Origin of the sequence: Vibrio sp. 10N.261.51.A4 (assembly GCF_041471945.1) — a bacterium.
Classification (GTDB): domain Bacteria; phylum Pseudomonadota; class Gammaproteobacteria; order Enterobacterales; family Vibrionaceae; genus Vibrio; species Vibrio crassostreae_C.
Map to the genome: position 1 here is coordinate 73,873 of NZ_JBFRPJ010000047.1, position 17,013 is coordinate 90,885.

A 17,013-nucleotide genomic window follows, 5' to 3' on the forward strand; every position below is an offset into this window, starting at 1 on the left:
GATCAGTTATTTAAAAGCCAATAAATTCTCTTTATTTATGATCATTCTTTCTTTATCATTCAGGAACTATAGTGAAATTACGGTTAGTGTGATACGGATCAAAAATGAAACCAGAAGAGAAATTGTTAATTAAGGCACGAAGCCACAAAGATGGTCATTTATTTGAGGTATCTGAAACAGCCGTTGAATGGATAGAACAATATCAACACTTCAAAGGTGTCACCAAAAGCATAGTTGAGCTTCTTAACCTAATTTCACTTCGTGGGTTTAGCAGTAAAGACGGGTACGTTTCCACCACTGAGATTATTGAATCAACCGATGGTCAAGTCACTCGCGCAGCCTTACAGCAAAGGCTGAGAGCTGCAGTTAATATCGGATTGTTCAAACAAATCCCCGTTCGCTTTGAAGAAGGCCTTGCTGGTAAAACCATGTTGCATCGCTTTGTGAACCCAAACCAATTGATATCGGTGCTGGGTGCCACCAGCTTAGTAACAGAAAGCGTGAAGCAAAATGAAAAGCAAAAGCGCTCTAAAGCCCTAGCTCAAACCAAAGTAAACAAGCGCTTACTGAATGAACATGGGTTGAATACCCCACCAACGATGAAAGATGAAGCGGATCAATTCATTGTTTCGCCAACCAATTGGGCGGGGATTATTGATCAAGCGTTAGCGCCACCTAGAACTCGTAAGAGCTACCAGAAATCCATGGTTTCGATCTCTGGCACTCGCGCTGTGATCGAGACACGATCTTCTAAAAATATCATGACCGTTGACGATCTGATGACGCTATTCGCGTTATTCACTCTCACCGTTCAATATCATGATCATCACCAAGATGATTACCATCTAGACGCGAAACACACGCCAAACAAAACACCACTCTACATCACTGATATTTTGTCTTTACGTGGCAAGAAAGACAGCGGCCCTGCACGTGATTCTATCCGCGACAGTATTGATCGTATCGAATTCACGGATTTCCAACTGCACGAGCTTACAGGCCGTTGGCTTAGTGAGAACATGCCAGAAGGCTTTAAGAGTGATCGTTTCCGATTCTTAGCTAGAACCATTACCGCATCGGAAGAAGCGCCTACAGAAGGCTCTGACGGCGAAATTCGCATTAAACCGAACCTATACATCCTGGTTTGGGAACCTTCGTTCTACGAAGAGCTGCTGACGCGTGACTATTTCTTCCTATTTCCGCCAGAAATCCTGAAGCAACATACCTTGGTTTTCCAAGTGTATTCGTACTTTAGAAGCCGCATGGCACGTCGCCATTCAGATAGCATGTTGCTCAGTGAGCTCAACCAGAAATTGGCGCGTAACATCGATTGGCGTCGTTTCTCGATGGATCTGATCCGCGAGCTCAGAAAGCTGGGTGAAGTCGGGGATCAAGAAGATACCTTCCTGGTTAATCTTTGGGGTTATCACTTGACGATCACCGCGTTGATCGAAAAAGGGAAAACGACCGATTATCAGGTAGATATCAAATGTAATGTGGAAGAGGTCTTACGTTACTCAAGAGCGCGTACCACTAACGCGGGTAAGCGTAATATGGCACCAACGCTGCCGAACCCACTTCGTAACGAAATGGTGTCTAAGCAGAAACTGGAAGAGCTGTCTGAGATTATCGACGGTGAGTTTGAGCCAATTCAGCGTAAAGCACCGTCGCCAAGAGGTAAATTGGGACGTCGAGTTAAGCAGCGTAAACACTCTGTTGAGATCAATGCTGACGAGATCATGATTACTCTCTCTAAATATACCTCTGCGGAGGCTCTAGAACGCAGCATAACGGCTTTATCTGCTATGACAGGGCACTCACATGCCTCAATCAAAGAAGAGTGCTCAGAGCTCATTGAGAAGCTTGATTGGTTGAGAGTAGGGGAGGACGTTATCCCATACGAAACACTGAGTCGCTTGATTGAGCTATATAACGACCGAGATAGCACCAGCAATCGACATCTGTCCATTGAACGTTTGATCTCTGGTTTAGCGGTGCGTCGTAAAGTGTGTAAACAAGTTCATGAAGGTCATTTAGACGAAAACGTGTTCCTTGCGCTCGATGAAATGGCGATTGGCCACTAGTCATTATCCTATCGCGATAAGCCTGTTTTACCGTCGCTGAATGGATAGTTTTGAACACATTAGGTGCTGATTAAAATCGCACCTAACGCTGACAAAGTGATGACAAAGTGATGACAAAGTAGCGCATCTAGTTGATTATTATTTATCCCGAATAGACAACCTTTGTCCTTTCTTGTGATTAATAGATTGGCTCATATTTTGTTACATCATACTGAATAGATTTTTGCGAGTTCCCAAGGGACTCGCTTTTTTTTGCCTAAAATTCAGTCAATCATTAAAATTCAATAGCTTACAGAGTTAAACGCCGAAGCATGATCAAGGCTCGATCATGCTTTCTACGGATCTAGCTCTGGTGAGATTCTGATTTGATGCTTGATCGAGAAGGGCTTGATCAGTGGAGATGGCGTTGAATAATTCCTTGATCATCGTTTCGGGGATGGGTTGCCATAAAGCGTACATGCGACTCGATCAATTTTTCAGACTCTGCTTTCCAACGTGGTTCTTGCTGTTGGTTCGTAAACTCCAAAGCCAATACACACAAGTGTTGTAGCCGCTGTGTACACCACTCTTGCAATCCTGCTTCTGATTTTGGGTCACATGACACCGCTTGCAGCTTACTGTAGGCAAACATTAGGTATTGGTAGGCTTTATCTTGATGGCTTGAGCTGTTGGCCTCCTGCGAAGCCAAGTCCGGATTCGATGAATCCGCGAGGTGGCGATAGAAAGTAAAGATTCTCAGGCATCCGTCTAGCCAACATGCGATGCCTTTGCTCTGCTCATCCGTGATCAATGGCCCCCAGAGCGCATCTGGAGGCGTTAAGATCAAAGGTTCTAACCGGTCCACTTGATCATGCTTTCGGTCTTTGTACCAATCTCCGATCCGCTCTAACCAAGTGTCTAGTTCATTCATGCAACGTTATCCCACTGTTTTACAAAGTGATTATCAGAAACTTGTTTGATTTCATGCTGTATTTCACTGCTCTGCTCTGCTCTCGAATACGATCAGCGTCTATTGAATAGTTTGGCTCATTTTTGACGAGTTCGCCAAATGGCAGATCGGGATCTGGTACCGCAGAGATCAACAACTTAGTGTACGGGTGTCGTGGATTGGTTAAGATCGACTGGGTTGATCCCCATTCGACGATCTGTCCTTTGTACATAACCGCTGTCTCTTCTGCGATGTAATGTGCTGTGGCAAGATCGTGGGTTATGTACAAAAAGCCAATCCCCAACTCTTGCTTCATTTTTTGCATCAGGTTCAACACGCCAAGTCGAATCGAAACGTCCAACATCGAGGTGGGTTCGTCAGCAAGAATAACCTCAGCGCCAACGGCCAGTGCTCTGGCTAGGTTAACCCTCTGTCTTTGGCCCCCACTGAGCTCGTGCGGGTATTTGGCTAGCGTTTCGATGGGTAACTCCACCAGCGTTAATAACTCTTTGAGGCGTTCTGTGAGAGCCTGTTTAGTGGCTACCTGTTTATGGATCTTAAGTGGGCGCGTTAAATGGTGCTCAATGGTGTGAGTGGGATTAAGTGAACCAAAGGGGTCTTGAAACACCATTTGCACACGGCTGCGATAATCCAAGATATCTTTACGGCTTTTCAGCGTAGAGATGTCTCTGCCTTTGAACAGTATCTCTCCCTCTGTCGCAGGGTAAACCTTGGTCATCAATCGTGCGCAGGTGCTTTTCCCGCAGCCTGATTCTCCGGCTAAGCCGAAAATCTCGCCTTAGCCTATGTGAAAGCTAACGGATTTGATTGCATTGAAAGAGGGGAAAATGAGAGTTGGATCAAACCACATTTCTTATGGGGAATCTTTTAAATATAATTGCAGAAAATGGCTTTGGCAAAGTTTAAATGAGGCATTTATTAATTAGCTTTGTGAAGCGTCGGAATCATCACACTTCAGTACAGAATTTCTTAACAAGCGAAAAAGCATTTGCTACAGATTACCTGTCCATTACATGGTGCTTTTCGGAGGAAAACATGTCCATTAATTCTATCAACCATGATGAAATGACAAATATTGCAAACAAGTGGGATGCTGAAGAAGAAGTATCTTTCAAACCAGAAAAGAAAATGAAGTCTGCTGAAGCTCGTCGTCGTATCGAGACTCTAAGAGAAATTAGAGAAAGCGGTTTGAGTCTGGAAGAAGCGAGGGAGCTAGGTCTTATTCACTAATAATCCCCATTGCATTTAGAAGGGTGGCACAACGCCACCCTTTGATTTATAAGTGTTTTTTCATGTTCCCTATCCAGATTTAATCAACTCCTTGATTCTTTGGCTCACTGTTCCGTTTAGCCTATCCCTTGTGATATTACGCTTTTCAGATGAAAAACATGCACATGGCATACTCTTGAACCAAGTTGTTTGACAGTCATATTCAACGCCACTAATTTTAAAGTTAAAGCAAAAATATGCGATGTCGTTGGTAAGGGGAAGGCTATGTCTAATTCTGTGGCTCAAGTTAAAGAAGTGCTGTTTTACGAACCCGAAGATCCGAACGGATACCTGTCAAATTTTGCCGCTTGTCCTATCAAGGTAGGTGATCAAGTTTGGGCAACCAGCGAACATTATTATCAAGCGATGAAGTTTGCCTCCGAAGCGCTACGTAATACCATTTTGGAAGCCAGTACACCTGCTGAAGCGTTCTCTTTAAGTCGTGACTACGAAGACCAAGTTCGCGACGATTGGTATGACATTCGTGTTGAAGTGATGCAGTTTATTGTGACGGAGAAGTTCAGACAGAATCCACAGTTTGCGCTGTTTCTTACCAACACCGGAGATTCGGTGATCAAAGAACATTCGCACAAAGACCACTTCTGGGGCGATGGTGGCGATGGAACCGGCGAGAACCATTTGGGTAAGATTCTGATGGTAGTGCGTCACCAGCTTCGCACTCAGCAACTGCATTTAATTGCTTCGCACTGATTCGTCGATTCAGATAGCGGCATGCTTATCATTACTCCTTAGACGCATTTAAAAGGCCGCCCTGCTATCTAGTATGAAGCAGGGCGGCCTTTTCGGTTTTAGAGAGTCAGGCATCAACGAGAGTTAACGTACGTGACTAAGCTATGCGTTGATAAGTTCTACGTTACGCTGGTGCTATAAGTAACTCTGTACGATGTCGTCAAGCTGTCCATCGTCTTTCATTTGGTCTAGGCGTTGGTTGATGAAGCTTTGCAGCTTAGGATCCATCTCAGGGTCAAACGCCAAATGGATAGGGTAGTTATTGATGACAGAACCAAACTCATGCATCTGGTAATCATCAATACTCAGTTTTTGCTCGTTTAGGTTGTATTTGATTCGTGATTCCATTTCCACAAACACGGTGTCGCCAGGTGCTCGGTTCAGGACACGAAACGCAGCAGTGTAATCTTTTACTCGAATCTCGTTGAGCTTGCCCTGTTGGATATAAGGTTCCAAGTTCGGATACTCAAATCCTTTCAGCAATACCACGGCTTTCCCATCGAGATCATCGATTGTATTGAACTCAAATGGCTTTTTACCGCTGCTGAGTAATACGTGTTTTACATTGTAAATCGGGTCTTCAGATAGGTTCGCAGATTGAATATTCCCCCAACTAGGGCTGCCATAGGTAACCCAGTTTGGATTCTCTCTCGCATCGAGCTTGTCGATCATTCGATTAAAAGGGTAGGTGTGGTAGTTGATCTCATATTGGCTGTCATCAAAAACGGCTTCCACAATATCTGAAACAATTCCTCTGTGAGATGACCCGTCAGTTTCGATTTGAAAAGGTTGCGCTTGGCTCGCAATAATGTAGTAGTGAAGAGGTTCGCTTGCAGAAGCATAACTGCTTGAAAACAAACTGACTATGGATGCAACGATAAGATGTTTTTTCATAACCTTCCCTAGTTATTTGATGAATGACTACTATTATACTAGTTGAGTAATTGTAGTTTGCTAGGATAACAATAATGGTAATTTGTGTATGGTGACAAAAGGAAAACGCTACGTTGGACTCTCCCGACAGTTGATCGGGATGATAATAGCGATCAGTACCTTATTCACAGTTATAGTGACAGGTCTCGGGTTGTATGTAGAGTACCAAAGTCGAGTTTCTTTTATCAGCTCTCAGATCGAGCAGGTCAAGGCTGGCTACCTTTCTGGTTTAACGGCAAGTTTGTGGGTTGAAGATCGAGAGCAATTGTTTGTGCAAGCCGAAGGCATCTCTCGCCTCCCTTCGGTCAGTTACCTTCTTATCGAAAGTCCCGATGAAAAAATTCTAGAGTTAGGTCAAAAGACCGAAGGCCAATCTTATTCTCAGTCTTGGGAAATGGTGCACCAGATGGGCGGCACAGACTTCCCGTTGGCGACGCTCACGGTGCAATCAGACTTGAGCATGATCCTAGATGACTTTGAAGAACGAGTGTTATTGTTGCTCGCCTTCGAAGCCGTTAAAATCTTCTTGTTGTCTCTCGTATGTTTAACCATCGTCTATCGTCTTGTCGTAAAACGTTTGATGACCATGTCTTCCCAAATCAACCAGCAACAGGTCGAAGACAACAAACCGCGCTTTATAACGCCAACTCACTCTACTTATAAAGATGAGATATCGACTCTAGAGAGTAGCTATAACCGATCGGTAGAACGTATTCGTCAACAATATCAAGATCTGGAAAAAGCCAAAGACGTTGCTGAGGTGGCTAACCGTAATAAAAGTGAATTCCTTGCCAACATGAGTCACGAAATCCGTACTCCAATGAATGGGATTATCGGGTTGTCGTCTTTGCTTTCTGAAATGGATATGCCGAAAGAGCAAAAAGAGTATATCAACATGCTCAATACCTCTTCGCTTACTTTGCTCGACTTAATCAATGACATTCTCGATTACTCGAAGATCGAAGCGGGGCGACTAGAGCTTCAGCAAGAGCCGATGAAAATGATGGGCATTGCGGCCGACGTTGAATCAACCTTCCGAGTGAAAGCGGAGCAGAAAGGGCTTCGATTCCAATTAGCGATCGACCCTAAGATCCCAACCATGGTGATTGGCGACGGTACTCAACTAAGACAAGTCCTAAATAACTTAGTAGGCAACGCAATTAAATTTACCGAGCACGGCCACGTCACGCTCTCGCTTCGTTTGGAAGAGGTGGTTGAGCCTGAACAAAAACTCAGAGTGAAGTTCGAGGTTGTCGACAGCGGTATCGGTATTGCAGAAGACAAACAGAAATCGGTGTTCGATAAGTTTCAACAAGCCGACGGCAGTACCACACGTATTTACGGAGGCACAGGGCTTGGTCTAACAATATGCGAGAAGATCGTGACATTGATGGGCAGCAAGCTTGAACTCACCAGTGTTGAAGGTAAGGGCAGCACATTCTTTTTTACGGCTGACTTTGACCCGTGTTTAGAAGCCGATGAAAGCAATATCGATTTCAATAAGGTTTCGGTTCTGCTTGTGGATGATAGCCAGCTGAACATGCGTATAACGTCTACACAGCTTCAATCCTTTGGTGTTAAGTCTGAGTGCTGTGAAACGGCAAGCCAAGCGTTAGAGTTGGTTTCAGAGTCTGTGGCTAAGTCATCACCTTATGATCTTGTGCTGATAGATAAAGTGATGCCGTCCGTTGATGGCTTTCAACTGGCAAGAAGCTTAGTTGAACGCTTTGGTGGTGAGTGTCCCAAGTTAGTGATGATCTCTGCTGACCCTAGAAAGCAAGATGAGGCTCGTGCTAAACAAGTCGGTTTTGTTGCCTACATTGCGCGTCCTTACCAAGATAATCAGCTTAAATGGACGATCAGTGAGGTACTCGCGAGAGCCGCTGATACTTCAGTCTTTACTTATCCGAACAGAGGCGAGGTTGCGTTTAAAGACAATGAGCCTGTGCCGCTAATCAAACCTGCGGCGGTTGTTAAAGAGGATCCCAATGTCTCTGTAAACGCCCCACAAGCCGGTAAACAAGCTCCAGTTCAAGCAGAGTCAAAACCTGCGGCGGTTAAGGCCTCTTTTAGTGGCAAAGTCTTAGTTGTGGAAGATTCGAGAGTGAATCAACAAGTCGCAAAGATGATGCTCAAGAAACTTGGCTTTGACGTTGATATTGCCGACAACGGTGAAATTGGTGTCGATAAATTCAAGGCCAACGAATACGAGATGATCTTTATGGATTGTCAGATGCCGGTTCTCGATGGCTTCGAAGCGACCAAGCAGATCCGAGCGCTCGAAGAAGGGTCTGCAAAGCATATTCCAATCATTGCGCTGACGGCCAACGTCGTGCAGCGAGACAAGCATTTGTGCTTCGATGTAGGCATGGATGAGTTTTTACCTAAACCGGTTAACCAAGGCAAACTGAGAGAGATCGTAGCGAGTTTCTTGTCGAAAGAGACGGAATCAAACAAAGAACATGAGCAGCACATTGTTTAGTTGAGTATCTCTAATCTTACTTTCATTAAAAGAGTAATGAGGCGAATTAGACATAGTCTTTTATGCCGTTGGTTATATTTGAAGTATCGTGTGAAAGAAATGATAAAGGTGGTCTGAAAAGACCACCTTTTTTGTATGTGTCGGTTTGAACTTAATCTCTATCGATTGCGAACGCAGACCATGCTTGACGTGTCGGCATCACTTCGACTCGGTTAATGTTGATGTGATCTGGCAAGGTTGCGATATAAAACATCTGCTCGGCAATATCCTCTGCTGACAACGGTGTAGTGCCTTGGTAAAGGTTGTCTGAAGCCGTCTGGTTACCTTTAGTTCTTACAAGAGTAAATTCCGTTTCTGCAATACCAGGGGAGAGGTCAGTCACTCGTACCCCTGTGCCTTGTAAGTCACAACGTAGGTTGTAACTGAACTGCTTTACGAACGCTTTGCTGGCACCATACACATGGCTTCCTGGGTAAGGCCACTGTCCGGCGATTGACCCAACATTGATGATTGAGCTTCCTGCGCCTTTTTTAATTAACGTAGGCAACAGCGCATGAGTAACATTAACCAAGCCTGTGACATTGGTATCGATCATAGTGTGCCAGTCTTTCAAGTCCACATCAGGCGCGCCTTCTGGTGCCAAAGCTAACCCAGCATTATTGACCAATGCGGTGATCGATGAGAATTCAGCAGGTAGTGAATCAATGGCTTGTTTTACGGCGTCTGCGTCTCGAACGTCGAGTTGAATTACATGCACAGGCACCGTTAATTCTTCCTTTAGGTCGAGTAGCCTTTCGATTCGACGACCAGACAGCACTAACGACCAGTTATCTTCTGCGAAACGTTTTGCTGCCGCTTTGCCGAAACCAGAGGTTGCCCCTGTAATGAACGCTATCTTATCCATAAATACATCCTTCTAATTTGAAATTAACATAAGTAGTGCCATGCCGATCAAAATCGGCGCGGTCGTTGTTTTTGCAGACAAGTTCGGTACTGATAGATACAGTTTTTGCCCCAGTACATTGCCAATCAAAGCTGCCGGTAATAGCCATAAACCTGTGATGAACGATTCTTGGTTAAATGCGCCAATCCATATGAAGCCGATCAGTGAAATCGCTGAACTCAGCAGAAAAAACACAATCGCGGTGGCTCTCTGTTCACTGGTTTTAATGGTCAGGTTCATCAAATACGTCACTAATGGCGGACCTCCAGAAGAAGCGGTGGTCATGCTAAACCCCGAAATGGCTCCCGCCCAAAACGCGTGTCGTTGGTGCAACCAAGTGAGGCGTAAGTCCAAAATAATCAGCGTGCCAGCGACCAAAGACATCATCGCGATAAAGGCCTTCAAGCCTGATTCCGATATCGTGCTAATGAAATACAGCGAGAAAGGCACCGCAACCAACATGCCAATACACAGCGGCGCAATAAGCCGGATATTGATGGTAGTTTTACTTCGCTTGAGCAGAGGAAAGGCACTTAAAAAGTCCAACAAGATAGCGATGGTTACCGCTTGCAATGGTGGAACAATAAAGCTGAGGGAAAGCGCTACGATAATCGCAAACCCAAATCCTGAATAGCCTCGAACTACTCCTGCAAACAGAATCAATGTCATCGCTAATCCTAATTCCACTCTTGCTCACCTCTTTGCTTTTGATATTGCTGCTGCGTTAATTAGCGTTCGATGAGACCTGTCTCGTCTGCCTTTCAATCTATTCACACCTAAGAGTTTTGAATAGAGCCAGATCGACGATTGGATTGGGTCAGGCTGTTTGTTGGATCGGGGATGAGACTTGGGCTGATGTACTGGCCCAATGTTTTGTTGAAACTGACACTATGACCTCCGCCCTGTTTGGGATGAAGATTATTCCATCCGATAGCGCAGCCTTTTCAATGTCGTGTTTTGTGTCTTTCATTCTCGAAGACGAGCCAAGCACGAGCGGCTGTGAATCTAGTGTTGTTAATGGAGACGATGAAATGGAAGTATCAACAGAACAGCTTGTGAACCAAGATATTATCGACCTCGACAAGAGCGTATTTCATTCTTGGTCGATTCAAGAAGCAGCGGAGCCTATCGCCATTGCGGGTGGGCAAGGATGCAAAATGTGGGACTACGAAGGTAAAGAATACCTTGATTTTAGTAGCCAACTGGTTAACACCAACATTGGTCATCAGCATCCACAAGTGATCAAAGCGATTAAAGATCAGGCTGATTCATTAGTGACCGTTGCCCCTGCGACCGCCAACCTCACTCGTGGTTTGGCGGCTAAGCGTATCTTGTCGAAAGCGCCAAGCTCGTTTAAGAAGGTGTTCTTTACCAATGCAGGGGCAGATGCCAACGAAAATGCGATTCGCATGGCGCGACAATTCACAGGGCGCGATAAGGTGCTATCTGCTTACCGTTCTTACCATGGCAATACAGGTACTGCTATTGCTGCGACGGGGGATTTTCGTCGAATTCCAAACGAGTATAGCCGTGGGCACGTTCACTTCTTCAATCCATTTCTCTATCGAAGCGAATTCAACGCGGCGACTGAGGCAGAAGAGAGTGAGCGTGCCCTGCAGCATTTAGAGCGAGTGATTGAATGCGAAGGACCAACGGCGATTGCGGCGATTATCCTAGAGACGATTCCGGGAACGGCTGGTTTTCTCATTCCGCCCAAAGATTACCTTATCGGCGTGCGTGAGCTGGCAACCAAACATGGCATTCAGTTGATATTCGATGAAGTCATGGTCGGCTTTGGCCGCACGGGTAAGTGGTTTGCGTTTGAGCACTTTAATGTCGTGCCGGATCTGATTACTTTCGCGAAAGGGGTGAACTCGGGTTATGTGCCGGCTGGTGGCGTGGTGGTCAGCGAACCGATCGTTGAGTACTTTAAGTCAAACTTCTTTATGGGCGGCTTAACGTACTCAGGTCACCCTTTGGCGATGGCTTCTATCGTTGCAACGCTCGATGTGATGGAGCAAGAGGGCATTGTCACACACGCTGATAACGTCGGTAACAGCGTTTTAGGGCCGCTTCTACTGAGCCTTCAAGAGTTGCACCCTATGATTGGTGATGTGCGCGGCAAAGGGATGTTCTGGGCTGTAGAGCTGGTGGAAGATCGTGAAAGTAAAACACCTTTGAGCAATGAAAAAATGGGGCAATTGAAAGCGCAATTGACCAAGCGAGGCCTGTTGACCTTCATTGTGAATAACCGCATTCACGTTGCGCCACCTTTGGTTATTCAGCCAAGCGAGATAAAGAAAGGCGTTAAGATCATTGATGAAGTGTTGTTTGAACTTGCTTCTTAATTCTTCAAAATATAGCTGACACAGAAACACAGGCACTTTGGCAAAGGATTCCCCGTTCTTTTCAAAGTGCTTATTTTTCCTGAGTGCTTGGCTTTTGAGTGTCTAGCTTCCAATTGGTTAGGTATAGTCGAAAAAGAGCATCGATTGATGCTCTTTTTTACGTCATTGTCTTGAATAACAACGTCTACATAACCCTTTGTGATGCTAGCTCTTCATTACCTCTGACAGCTCTTTGATGCCGGGGGCGATCAAGTCTTTGTCGATGGCGTGAAAGCCCAACCTGAAATAAGAATTAGGATCAAATTCGGATGAAGTTTCATTGCTCAACTTCGTTTCAGGATCGGTCATGAAGTGAGAATACCCTGTCTCAATCAAAATCCCTTTTTGTGCGGCTCGTGACGCTAAGCGTTGGCTATTGATATGACTGGGCGTTTGTAGCCACAGAGAGTTGGCCTGCTCGCTTTGAGCCAGTCGCTTGCAGTCAGGTAGGTACTTCAAGACTGCATCGTTGATAAGCTTCCAGCGCTGGCGCGTGTTTTCCCTAAAGCGCCTCACAAAGCTGTCGTAGTAGCCTTGTTCAATAAAGTGCGCCACTTCCATCTGAACGCGGCTTGGCGCATGTCGGTACATCAAGCGACGCAGTATTCTAAGGTCGTAGATCAACTCTTCAGGTGCCACGATGTAGCCTAACCTCAAGCCGGGTGCTAATAGCTTAGAGAAGCTGCTGACGTAGATGACACGTCCTTCCTTGTCACTGGCTTTTAGCGCGGGTTTAGGGTTCCACTCCACGTTGCACTCGGCGTCATAGTCATCTTCGATAATGACCGCGTCATTGGCTTTGGCCATTTCCAGTAACTGAGTTCGACGTTCGTCACTCATGGTGACGCCGGTTGGAGCTTGGTGGCTGGGCGTGACATAGAAGTGATCACACAGTGAAGAGTGTTCATTGAATCTCAATCCTTGTTCATCTACTTGATGCGGGTGTAACTGCGCACCTGCGAGATTGAAGATGTGATTCGCTTCTTTGTAGCCGGGGTTCTCGACTCCGACTCGACTCTGATGGTTCATGAGCAAAGTCGAAATCAAATACAGCGCATTCTGCGAACCTAAGGTTATGAGGATCTCATCACTTTGGGCATGAATACCGCGCTGTGGGAGCACCCTTGTGCGTATCTGTTCGACCAGCATGTCGACGTCTTTATCGACCTTGTCGCAAAGCCAGCGGTGATCATGTGGGTCTGAGGTGACCTTTCTTGTCGCTTCTCGCCATTGAGCTAATGGGAAGTCATTGATAGAGGGTTGGCCAAAAATAAATGGGTATTGGTAACAACTCCAATGCGAGGGTTTGACGATGCGTGGGTATTGGCCCAATTGCAGCTTAACGCGTTTGCTCCAATCCGGTGCATTGTCGCTGTCGGCTGATTCAAAATGATCCAAACTCGCGTCGATAGTATCACTCGGGTTTTCATACTTTTCTGAAAGGTAATAACCACTGCGAGGCTTACTGATGAGGTAGCCATCGTCGAGCAAACTGTCGTACACCAACGAGACAGTATTGCGTGAAACACCCAATTGGCTAGACAGCTTACGACAAGACGGAAGCGCTTGTTCAGCCGGAAAAATACCATTCAATATCGCCGTCACCAAATAGCTACGTACTTGTTCTTGCAGGCTTCTTTTGGAATCAAACTCGATGAAACAATTGTGATTTATCGCCATGAGATACAGTCCTTATTCTCAGTGAACCTCAGTCCAATTTGTATAAAAGAGCAAGAAATGCGCCAGAGTTCATATTGATGTTTTAAGAGTGTGTTTTGCTCTCTCTCAACCCCGAAAATTACGTTGTCCCAAACTAGAAAATCGTTCTGTCCCAACCTGAAAATTAAATTGGCTCTACGTCTCCGATGCATTCCGTTCATAAAGTAAAGGCAGGCAAATAATCTCGATAAGGAAAGCGTATGAAACAGGGAATGACGATGAAGGCATGGGTTTCAACAGCGGCAGCGACAGTTGTACTGGGTTGTTTTGGAGTCGCACAAGCATCGGAGCTTGCAGCCATCGAAAAGCAAGGCTTCATGAAAGTGGCGACAGAAGACAACTACTCTCCATTCAACTATATCGACCGCGGTAAGCCTGCGGGGATTAACAAAGATTTGCTTGATGAGTTACGTGAATATTCGAAGTTCGATATCGAACAAGAGATCTTACCTTGGACAGGACTACTCGCTTCGGTATCTGCGGGTCAATATGATGTGGCGTTAACTGGCGCGATCATTACCGATGCTCGCTTGAAGGCCTTTGATTTCACTCCACCTATCGCTTCAGCGCAGCATTACTTCTTAACCAGAGCTGACGCGGAAGATATTAATACGGTAGCCGATTTAGATGGAAAAACAGTGGGCTTACAAGCGGGCAGTGCTTTGCTAGAAAGGCTTCCAGAGCTCGAAGTGATGCTCGAAGCACAAGGCAAATCTTTGGGTAAAGTGGTGCAGTATCAATCCTACCCAGAAGCGTATTCCGACTTGGCAATCGGCCGAATAGACTATGTGATCAACAGTGTGGTTTCAGTTAACGAGGTAGTGAAATCCAAGTCAAAGGTATTCAAAAAAGGCGAGGCGGTGTCTGGTCCTGGTTTCGTGAGCTGGCCTGTTCCTAAAGAGAACCCTGAGCTTTTGGCATACCTAACGGAGTTTTTCCTGCACCTAGAGCAAACAGGAAAAATGGCGGAGTTGCAGAAGAAGTGGTTCGGTGAGTCGTTCGACCAACTGCCTTCAGAGGCCATCACTTCCGTTGAGCAGTATCACAAGCTAACAGCAGTCCAATAGATGGATAAGCATGCGCTGACACAAACAGTTAACGGCTGTTTGTGTCCATGCCAATGGGTTCAAAGCGGTTTAACCCATGAGTCATTGGCGCACAATCTATCGAAAGAAGTCGCTGATCAAAGAGGTCGTTTATGGATTATTACGCTTGGGAACAGTTGCTACAGGGCGCGTGGGCAACGGCATGGATATCGGCAGTATCGATTGTATTAGGTGTCGTCATCGGCCTAATGATTGCCTTAGTTAGAATGATGAAAATCCCGTTTGTGGATCAAATGTTGGGTATCTATGTCAGCTGGGCACGAGCAACGCCTTTGGTGACACTGGCTCTGTTTATTTTCCTTTCTTTTCCGTCATTTGGCATCAATTTAGATAAACACGTTTCTGCTATTTTAGCTCTCACACTCAATACATCGGCATTCAATGCAGAGATTTGGCGCAATGCCTTTCTTAACTTTTCAAAAGGACAAATGGAAGCGGCAGAAGCCATTGGTATGAGACGCATCACTTATTTTCGCCGCATCATGTTCCCGCAAATGGTGATCATGAGCCTACCAGCGCTAGTCAATGAGATGTCGTTCTTAATCAAAGGCAGCCCAGCGATTGCGGTGATCGGCATCGTCGACCTAACTCGTGTCACCAATCGAATCTCTGCGGTTACCTATGAACCACTTGGGCCGATTCTATGTGCCGGTGCCATTTACATGTTGATTATTGGCGTGTTGGTGAAGTTGCAAGCGGTGGCTGAAAACCGAGCTACTTATCTGCAGTAGTAAGTGTGGCTATCAGTAATCTACCTCAGTCACAGCTATCAACAACAACCACAGTTTAGCCGTCATGGCTACTTGGTCAGAAACACCATTTACCTGCTTGTGATGCGTTATTGAGCGGGTAAGTTTAAGGAGTAAATATGGAAGAATGGAATATTATCTGGCAACAAAAAGAGCTGTTTGCTTCAGGGTTTGTGACCACATTTTATCTTTTTGTTTCGTCTTCAATCTTGAGTTTCATCATTGGCATCGGTTTGTTGTATTGCCTCGAAAACTCAAAACTTGGTGTGAAGTACACCATCAATAGTTTGATAGGCATGATGCGCACCTTGCCGTTTCTTATCTTAGCGTACCTGCTCTATTACGGGTTGCCGCAGGTTGGTATTCGACTCGATGCGATTACAGCGGGAATCATCGCGCTAAGTCTCTATCACGGTACCTATTTTTGTGAGATTTTCCGAGGTGTTCGTAAAGGATTAGAGCCAGGTTACATCGAAGCGGCGCACGCTTATGGCTTCTCTAAATTCAAAACATTTACCCGAGTTATTACCCCAAATGTGTTGTTTAAGTCGGTTCCACTGATCACGAACCAACTCATCATCTGCTTAAAAGACACTGCGTTTCTTAGCATCATCACCGTCGCAGAAATTACCGCGGCCGCCAACAGCATTCAATCAACGTACTTCATCCCATTGAATGCGTTCATCATTGCTATCGCGCTCTACTGGGCTGTGAGTATTGCACTTGAAAGCATCACCAAACGAATCCAAACCAAAGTTGAACTTAGAGGACTTAGCCATGCTTAAACAATCAGAGATTATTGAAACGGAAGCACCGATTAACCCTTCTTTGGGCGTGAATTTGGAAGTGATTGAGTGCGAGCCACTATTGGAAGAACGAGAGACGATCATCAAGGTTGAAAACCTGTCGAAACAGTTTGATGGCATCGAAGTACTGCGAGACATCAACCTCAACATCAACAAAGGCGATGTGGTGAGTATTCTCGGCTCGTCAGGTTCGGGGAAATCGACGCTACTGCGTTGCATGAACTGGTTAGAGCAGCCAGAGCGCGGCACGATTTTTATGGGTGATGAGCGTATTGGTATCAACTCTGAAACGGGTAAGCCACTCAAATACAAAGAGTTGGCGAAACTTCGAGAGCGTCTTGGAATGGTTTTCCAAAGCTTCAACTTATGGCCGCATCTCACCGTGTTGCAAAACGTCATGGAAGCGCTGGTTCATGTTAAGAAGATAGCGAAATCAGACGCCGAGGAGATGGCTCGTAAGCAACTCGACAAGGTTGGGATGTCACACAAACTAGAGAGTTACCCAAGCATGTTATCGGGTGGGCAAAAGCAACGTGTCGCGATTGCCAGAGCTCTCGCGATGGAACCGGATGTATTGCTGTTTGATGAGCCAACCTCCGCGCTCGACCCTGAATTGGTCGAAGAGGTGTTACTGGTAATGAAGAAGCTATCGCAAGAGGGTTACACCATGGTGGTGGTGACTCATGAGATGGAATTCGCGCGTCAGGTGTCGGATCAGGTGGTATTCCTTGAGAAGGGCATCTTGATTGAGAAATCCAACCCTGAGAAGTTCTTCACTAACCCAGATTCAACAAGGGTAAGGAAGTTCCTCAAGCTTGATTCATGAGCTAGATGAT

At 45.7% G+C, this 17,013-nt stretch carries 14 protein-coding genes and 1 pseudogene; 9 read left to right on the plus strand and 6 right to left on the minus strand.

Annotation, left to right across the window (positions count from 1 at the left end):
* Positions 1 to 104 precede the first annotated feature (104 nt).
* A complete protein-coding gene (locus AB4384_RS10975) occupies positions 105 to 2,084 on the plus strand; it encodes a replication initiator protein RctB domain-containing protein (protein ID WP_017061215.1) in 1,980 nt (659 codons plus the stop codon).
* Positions 2,085 to 2,475: 391 nt separating this feature from the next.
* Here AB4384_RS10975 and AB4384_RS10980 read toward each other — a convergent pair whose 3' ends face one another.
* Positions 2,476 to 2,994 (minus strand): transcriptional regulator, encoded by a 519-nt coding sequence (locus tag AB4384_RS10980; protein ID WP_102320933.1) that lies wholly within the window; start codon positions 2,992 to 2,994, stop codon positions 2,476 to 2,478.
* Positions 2,991 to 3,883 (minus strand): annotated as a pseudogene (locus tag AB4384_RS10985) (ABC transporter ATP-binding protein). The gene AB4384_RS10980 and the pseudogene AB4384_RS10985 overlap by 4 nt, the downstream one beginning before the upstream one ends.
* A gap of 185 nt (positions 3,884 to 4,068) precedes the next feature.
* Here AB4384_RS10985 and AB4384_RS10990 point away from each other — a divergent pair.
* Positions 4,069 to 4,263, plus strand: a complete 195-nt coding sequence (locus AB4384_RS10990; RefSeq protein ID WP_017061218.1) for a hypothetical protein — start codon at positions 4,069 to 4,071, stop codon at positions 4,261 to 4,263.
* Positions 4,264 to 4,452: 189 nt separating this feature from the next.
* A complete protein-coding gene (locus AB4384_RS10995) occupies positions 4,453 to 5,013 on the plus strand; it encodes an NADAR family protein (RefSeq protein ID WP_372129521.1) in 561 nt (186 codons plus the stop codon).
* 174 nt (positions 5,014 to 5,187) lie between these two features.
* Here the strand turns inward: AB4384_RS10995 and AB4384_RS11000 are convergent, their stop codons facing one another.
* Entirely contained in the window at positions 5,188 to 5,946 is a 759-nt protein-coding gene (locus AB4384_RS11000; RefSeq protein WP_136974558.1) for an ABC transporter substrate-binding protein, read from the minus strand.
* 88 nt (positions 5,947 to 6,034) lie between these two features.
* On the opposite strand from AB4384_RS11000, the gene AB4384_RS11005 reads away from it, so the two are divergent.
* Positions 6,035 to 8,467 (plus strand): response regulator, encoded by a 2,433-nt coding sequence (locus AB4384_RS11005; protein WP_372129523.1) that lies wholly within the window; start codon positions 6,035 to 6,037, stop codon positions 8,465 to 8,467.
* Between the two features lie 151 nt (positions 8,468 to 8,618).
* Here the strand turns inward: AB4384_RS11005 and AB4384_RS11010 are convergent, their stop codons facing one another.
* Positions 8,619 to 9,371 carry an SDR family NAD(P)-dependent oxidoreductase gene (locus AB4384_RS11010; protein WP_017061222.1) on the minus strand — a complete coding sequence of 251 codons (753 nt, stop codon included), beginning with the start codon at positions 9,369 to 9,371 and terminating at the stop codon, positions 8,619 to 8,621.
* Between the two features lie 12 nt (positions 9,372 to 9,383).
* A complete protein-coding gene (locus tag AB4384_RS11015; protein WP_017061223.1) occupies positions 9,384 to 10,079 on the minus strand; it encodes a sulfite exporter TauE/SafE family protein in 696 nt (231 codons plus the stop codon).
* Positions 10,080 to 10,441: 362 nt separating this feature from the next.
* Here AB4384_RS11015 and AB4384_RS11020 point away from each other — a divergent pair, with 362 nt between their 5' ends.
* Positions 10,442 to 11,758: an aspartate aminotransferase family protein gene (locus AB4384_RS11020; RefSeq protein WP_017065135.1), complete on the plus strand. Its 1,317-nt coding sequence runs from the start codon at positions 10,442 to 10,444 to the stop codon at positions 11,756 to 11,758.
* 204 nt (positions 11,759 to 11,962) lie between these two features.
* Here the strand turns inward: AB4384_RS11020 and AB4384_RS11025 are convergent, their stop codons facing one another.
* A complete protein-coding gene (locus AB4384_RS11025) occupies positions 11,963 to 13,477 on the minus strand; it encodes a PLP-dependent aminotransferase family protein (protein ID WP_372129524.1) in 1,515 nt (504 codons plus the stop codon).
* A 239-nt stretch (positions 13,478 to 13,716) separates the two neighbouring features.
* Here AB4384_RS11025 and AB4384_RS11030 point away from each other — a divergent pair, with 239 nt between their 5' ends.
* The 4 genes from AB4384_RS11030 (at position 13,717) to AB4384_RS11045 (ending at position 17,003) form a co-directional block, all read left to right on the plus strand.
* The gene (locus AB4384_RS11030; RefSeq protein WP_017061226.1) at positions 13,717 to 14,583 is read left to right on the plus strand and encodes a transporter substrate-binding domain-containing protein; all 867 of its coding nucleotides are present in this window, start codon (positions 13,717 to 13,719) and stop codon (positions 14,581 to 14,583) included.
* A gap of 131 nt (positions 14,584 to 14,714) precedes the next feature.
* Entirely contained in the window at positions 14,715 to 15,353 is a 639-nt protein-coding gene (locus AB4384_RS11035) for an amino acid ABC transporter permease (protein WP_017061227.1), read from the plus strand.
* 137 nt (positions 15,354 to 15,490) lie between these two features.
* On the plus strand, positions 15,491 to 16,156 hold the full coding sequence (locus AB4384_RS11040; RefSeq protein WP_372129526.1) for an amino acid ABC transporter permease: 666 nt from the start codon (positions 15,491 to 15,493) through the stop codon (positions 16,154 to 16,156).
* Entirely contained in the window at positions 16,149 to 17,003 is an 855-nt protein-coding gene (locus tag AB4384_RS11045) for an amino acid ABC transporter ATP-binding protein (RefSeq protein ID WP_017065130.1), read from the plus strand. The genes AB4384_RS11040 and AB4384_RS11045 overlap by 8 nt, the downstream gene beginning before the upstream one ends.
* Positions 17,004 to 17,013: the final 10 nt, after the last annotated feature.

Coding starts and splice junctions, on each gene's coding strand:
- AB4384_RS11020 (WP_017065135.1), top strand. CDS start 10,442: ATGGAAGTATCAACAGAACAGCTTGTGAACCAAGATATTATCGACCTC.
- AB4384_RS11045 (WP_017065130.1), top strand. CDS start 16,149: ATGCTTAAACAATCAGAGATTATTGAAACGGAAGCACCGATTAACCCT.
- AB4384_RS11040 (WP_372129526.1), top strand. CDS start 15,491: ATGGAAGAATGGAATATTATCTGGCAACAAAAAGAGCTGTTTGCTTCA.
- AB4384_RS11015 (WP_017061223.1), bottom strand. CDS start 10,079: ATGACATTGATTCTGTTTGCAGGAGTAGTTCGAGGCTATTCAGGATTT.
- AB4384_RS10975 (WP_017061215.1), top strand. CDS start 105: ATGAAACCAGAAGAGAAATTGTTAATTAAGGCACGAAGCCACAAAGAT.
- AB4384_RS11005 (WP_372129523.1), top strand. CDS start 6,035: ATGGTGACAAAAGGAAAACGCTACGTTGGACTCTCCCGACAGTTGATC.
- AB4384_RS11000 (WP_136974558.1), bottom strand. CDS start 5,946: ATGAAAAAACATCTTATCGTTGCATCCATAGTCAGTTTGTTTTCAAGC.
- AB4384_RS11035 (WP_017061227.1), top strand. CDS start 14,715: ATGGATTATTACGCTTGGGAACAGTTGCTACAGGGCGCGTGGGCAACG.
- AB4384_RS11025 (WP_372129524.1), bottom strand. CDS start 13,477: ATGGCGATAAATCACAATTGTTTCATCGAGTTTGATTCCAAAAGAAGC.
- AB4384_RS10990 (WP_017061218.1), top strand. CDS start 4,069: ATGTCCATTAATTCTATCAACCATGATGAAATGACAAATATTGCAAAC.
- AB4384_RS11030 (WP_017061226.1), top strand. CDS start 13,717: ATGAAACAGGGAATGACGATGAAGGCATGGGTTTCAACAGCGGCAGCG.
- AB4384_RS11010 (WP_017061222.1), bottom strand. CDS start 9,371: ATGGATAAGATAGCGTTCATTACAGGGGCAACCTCTGGTTTCGGCAAA.
- AB4384_RS10980 (WP_102320933.1), bottom strand. CDS start 2,994: ATGAATGAACTAGACACTTGGTTAGAGCGGATCGGAGATTGGTACAAA.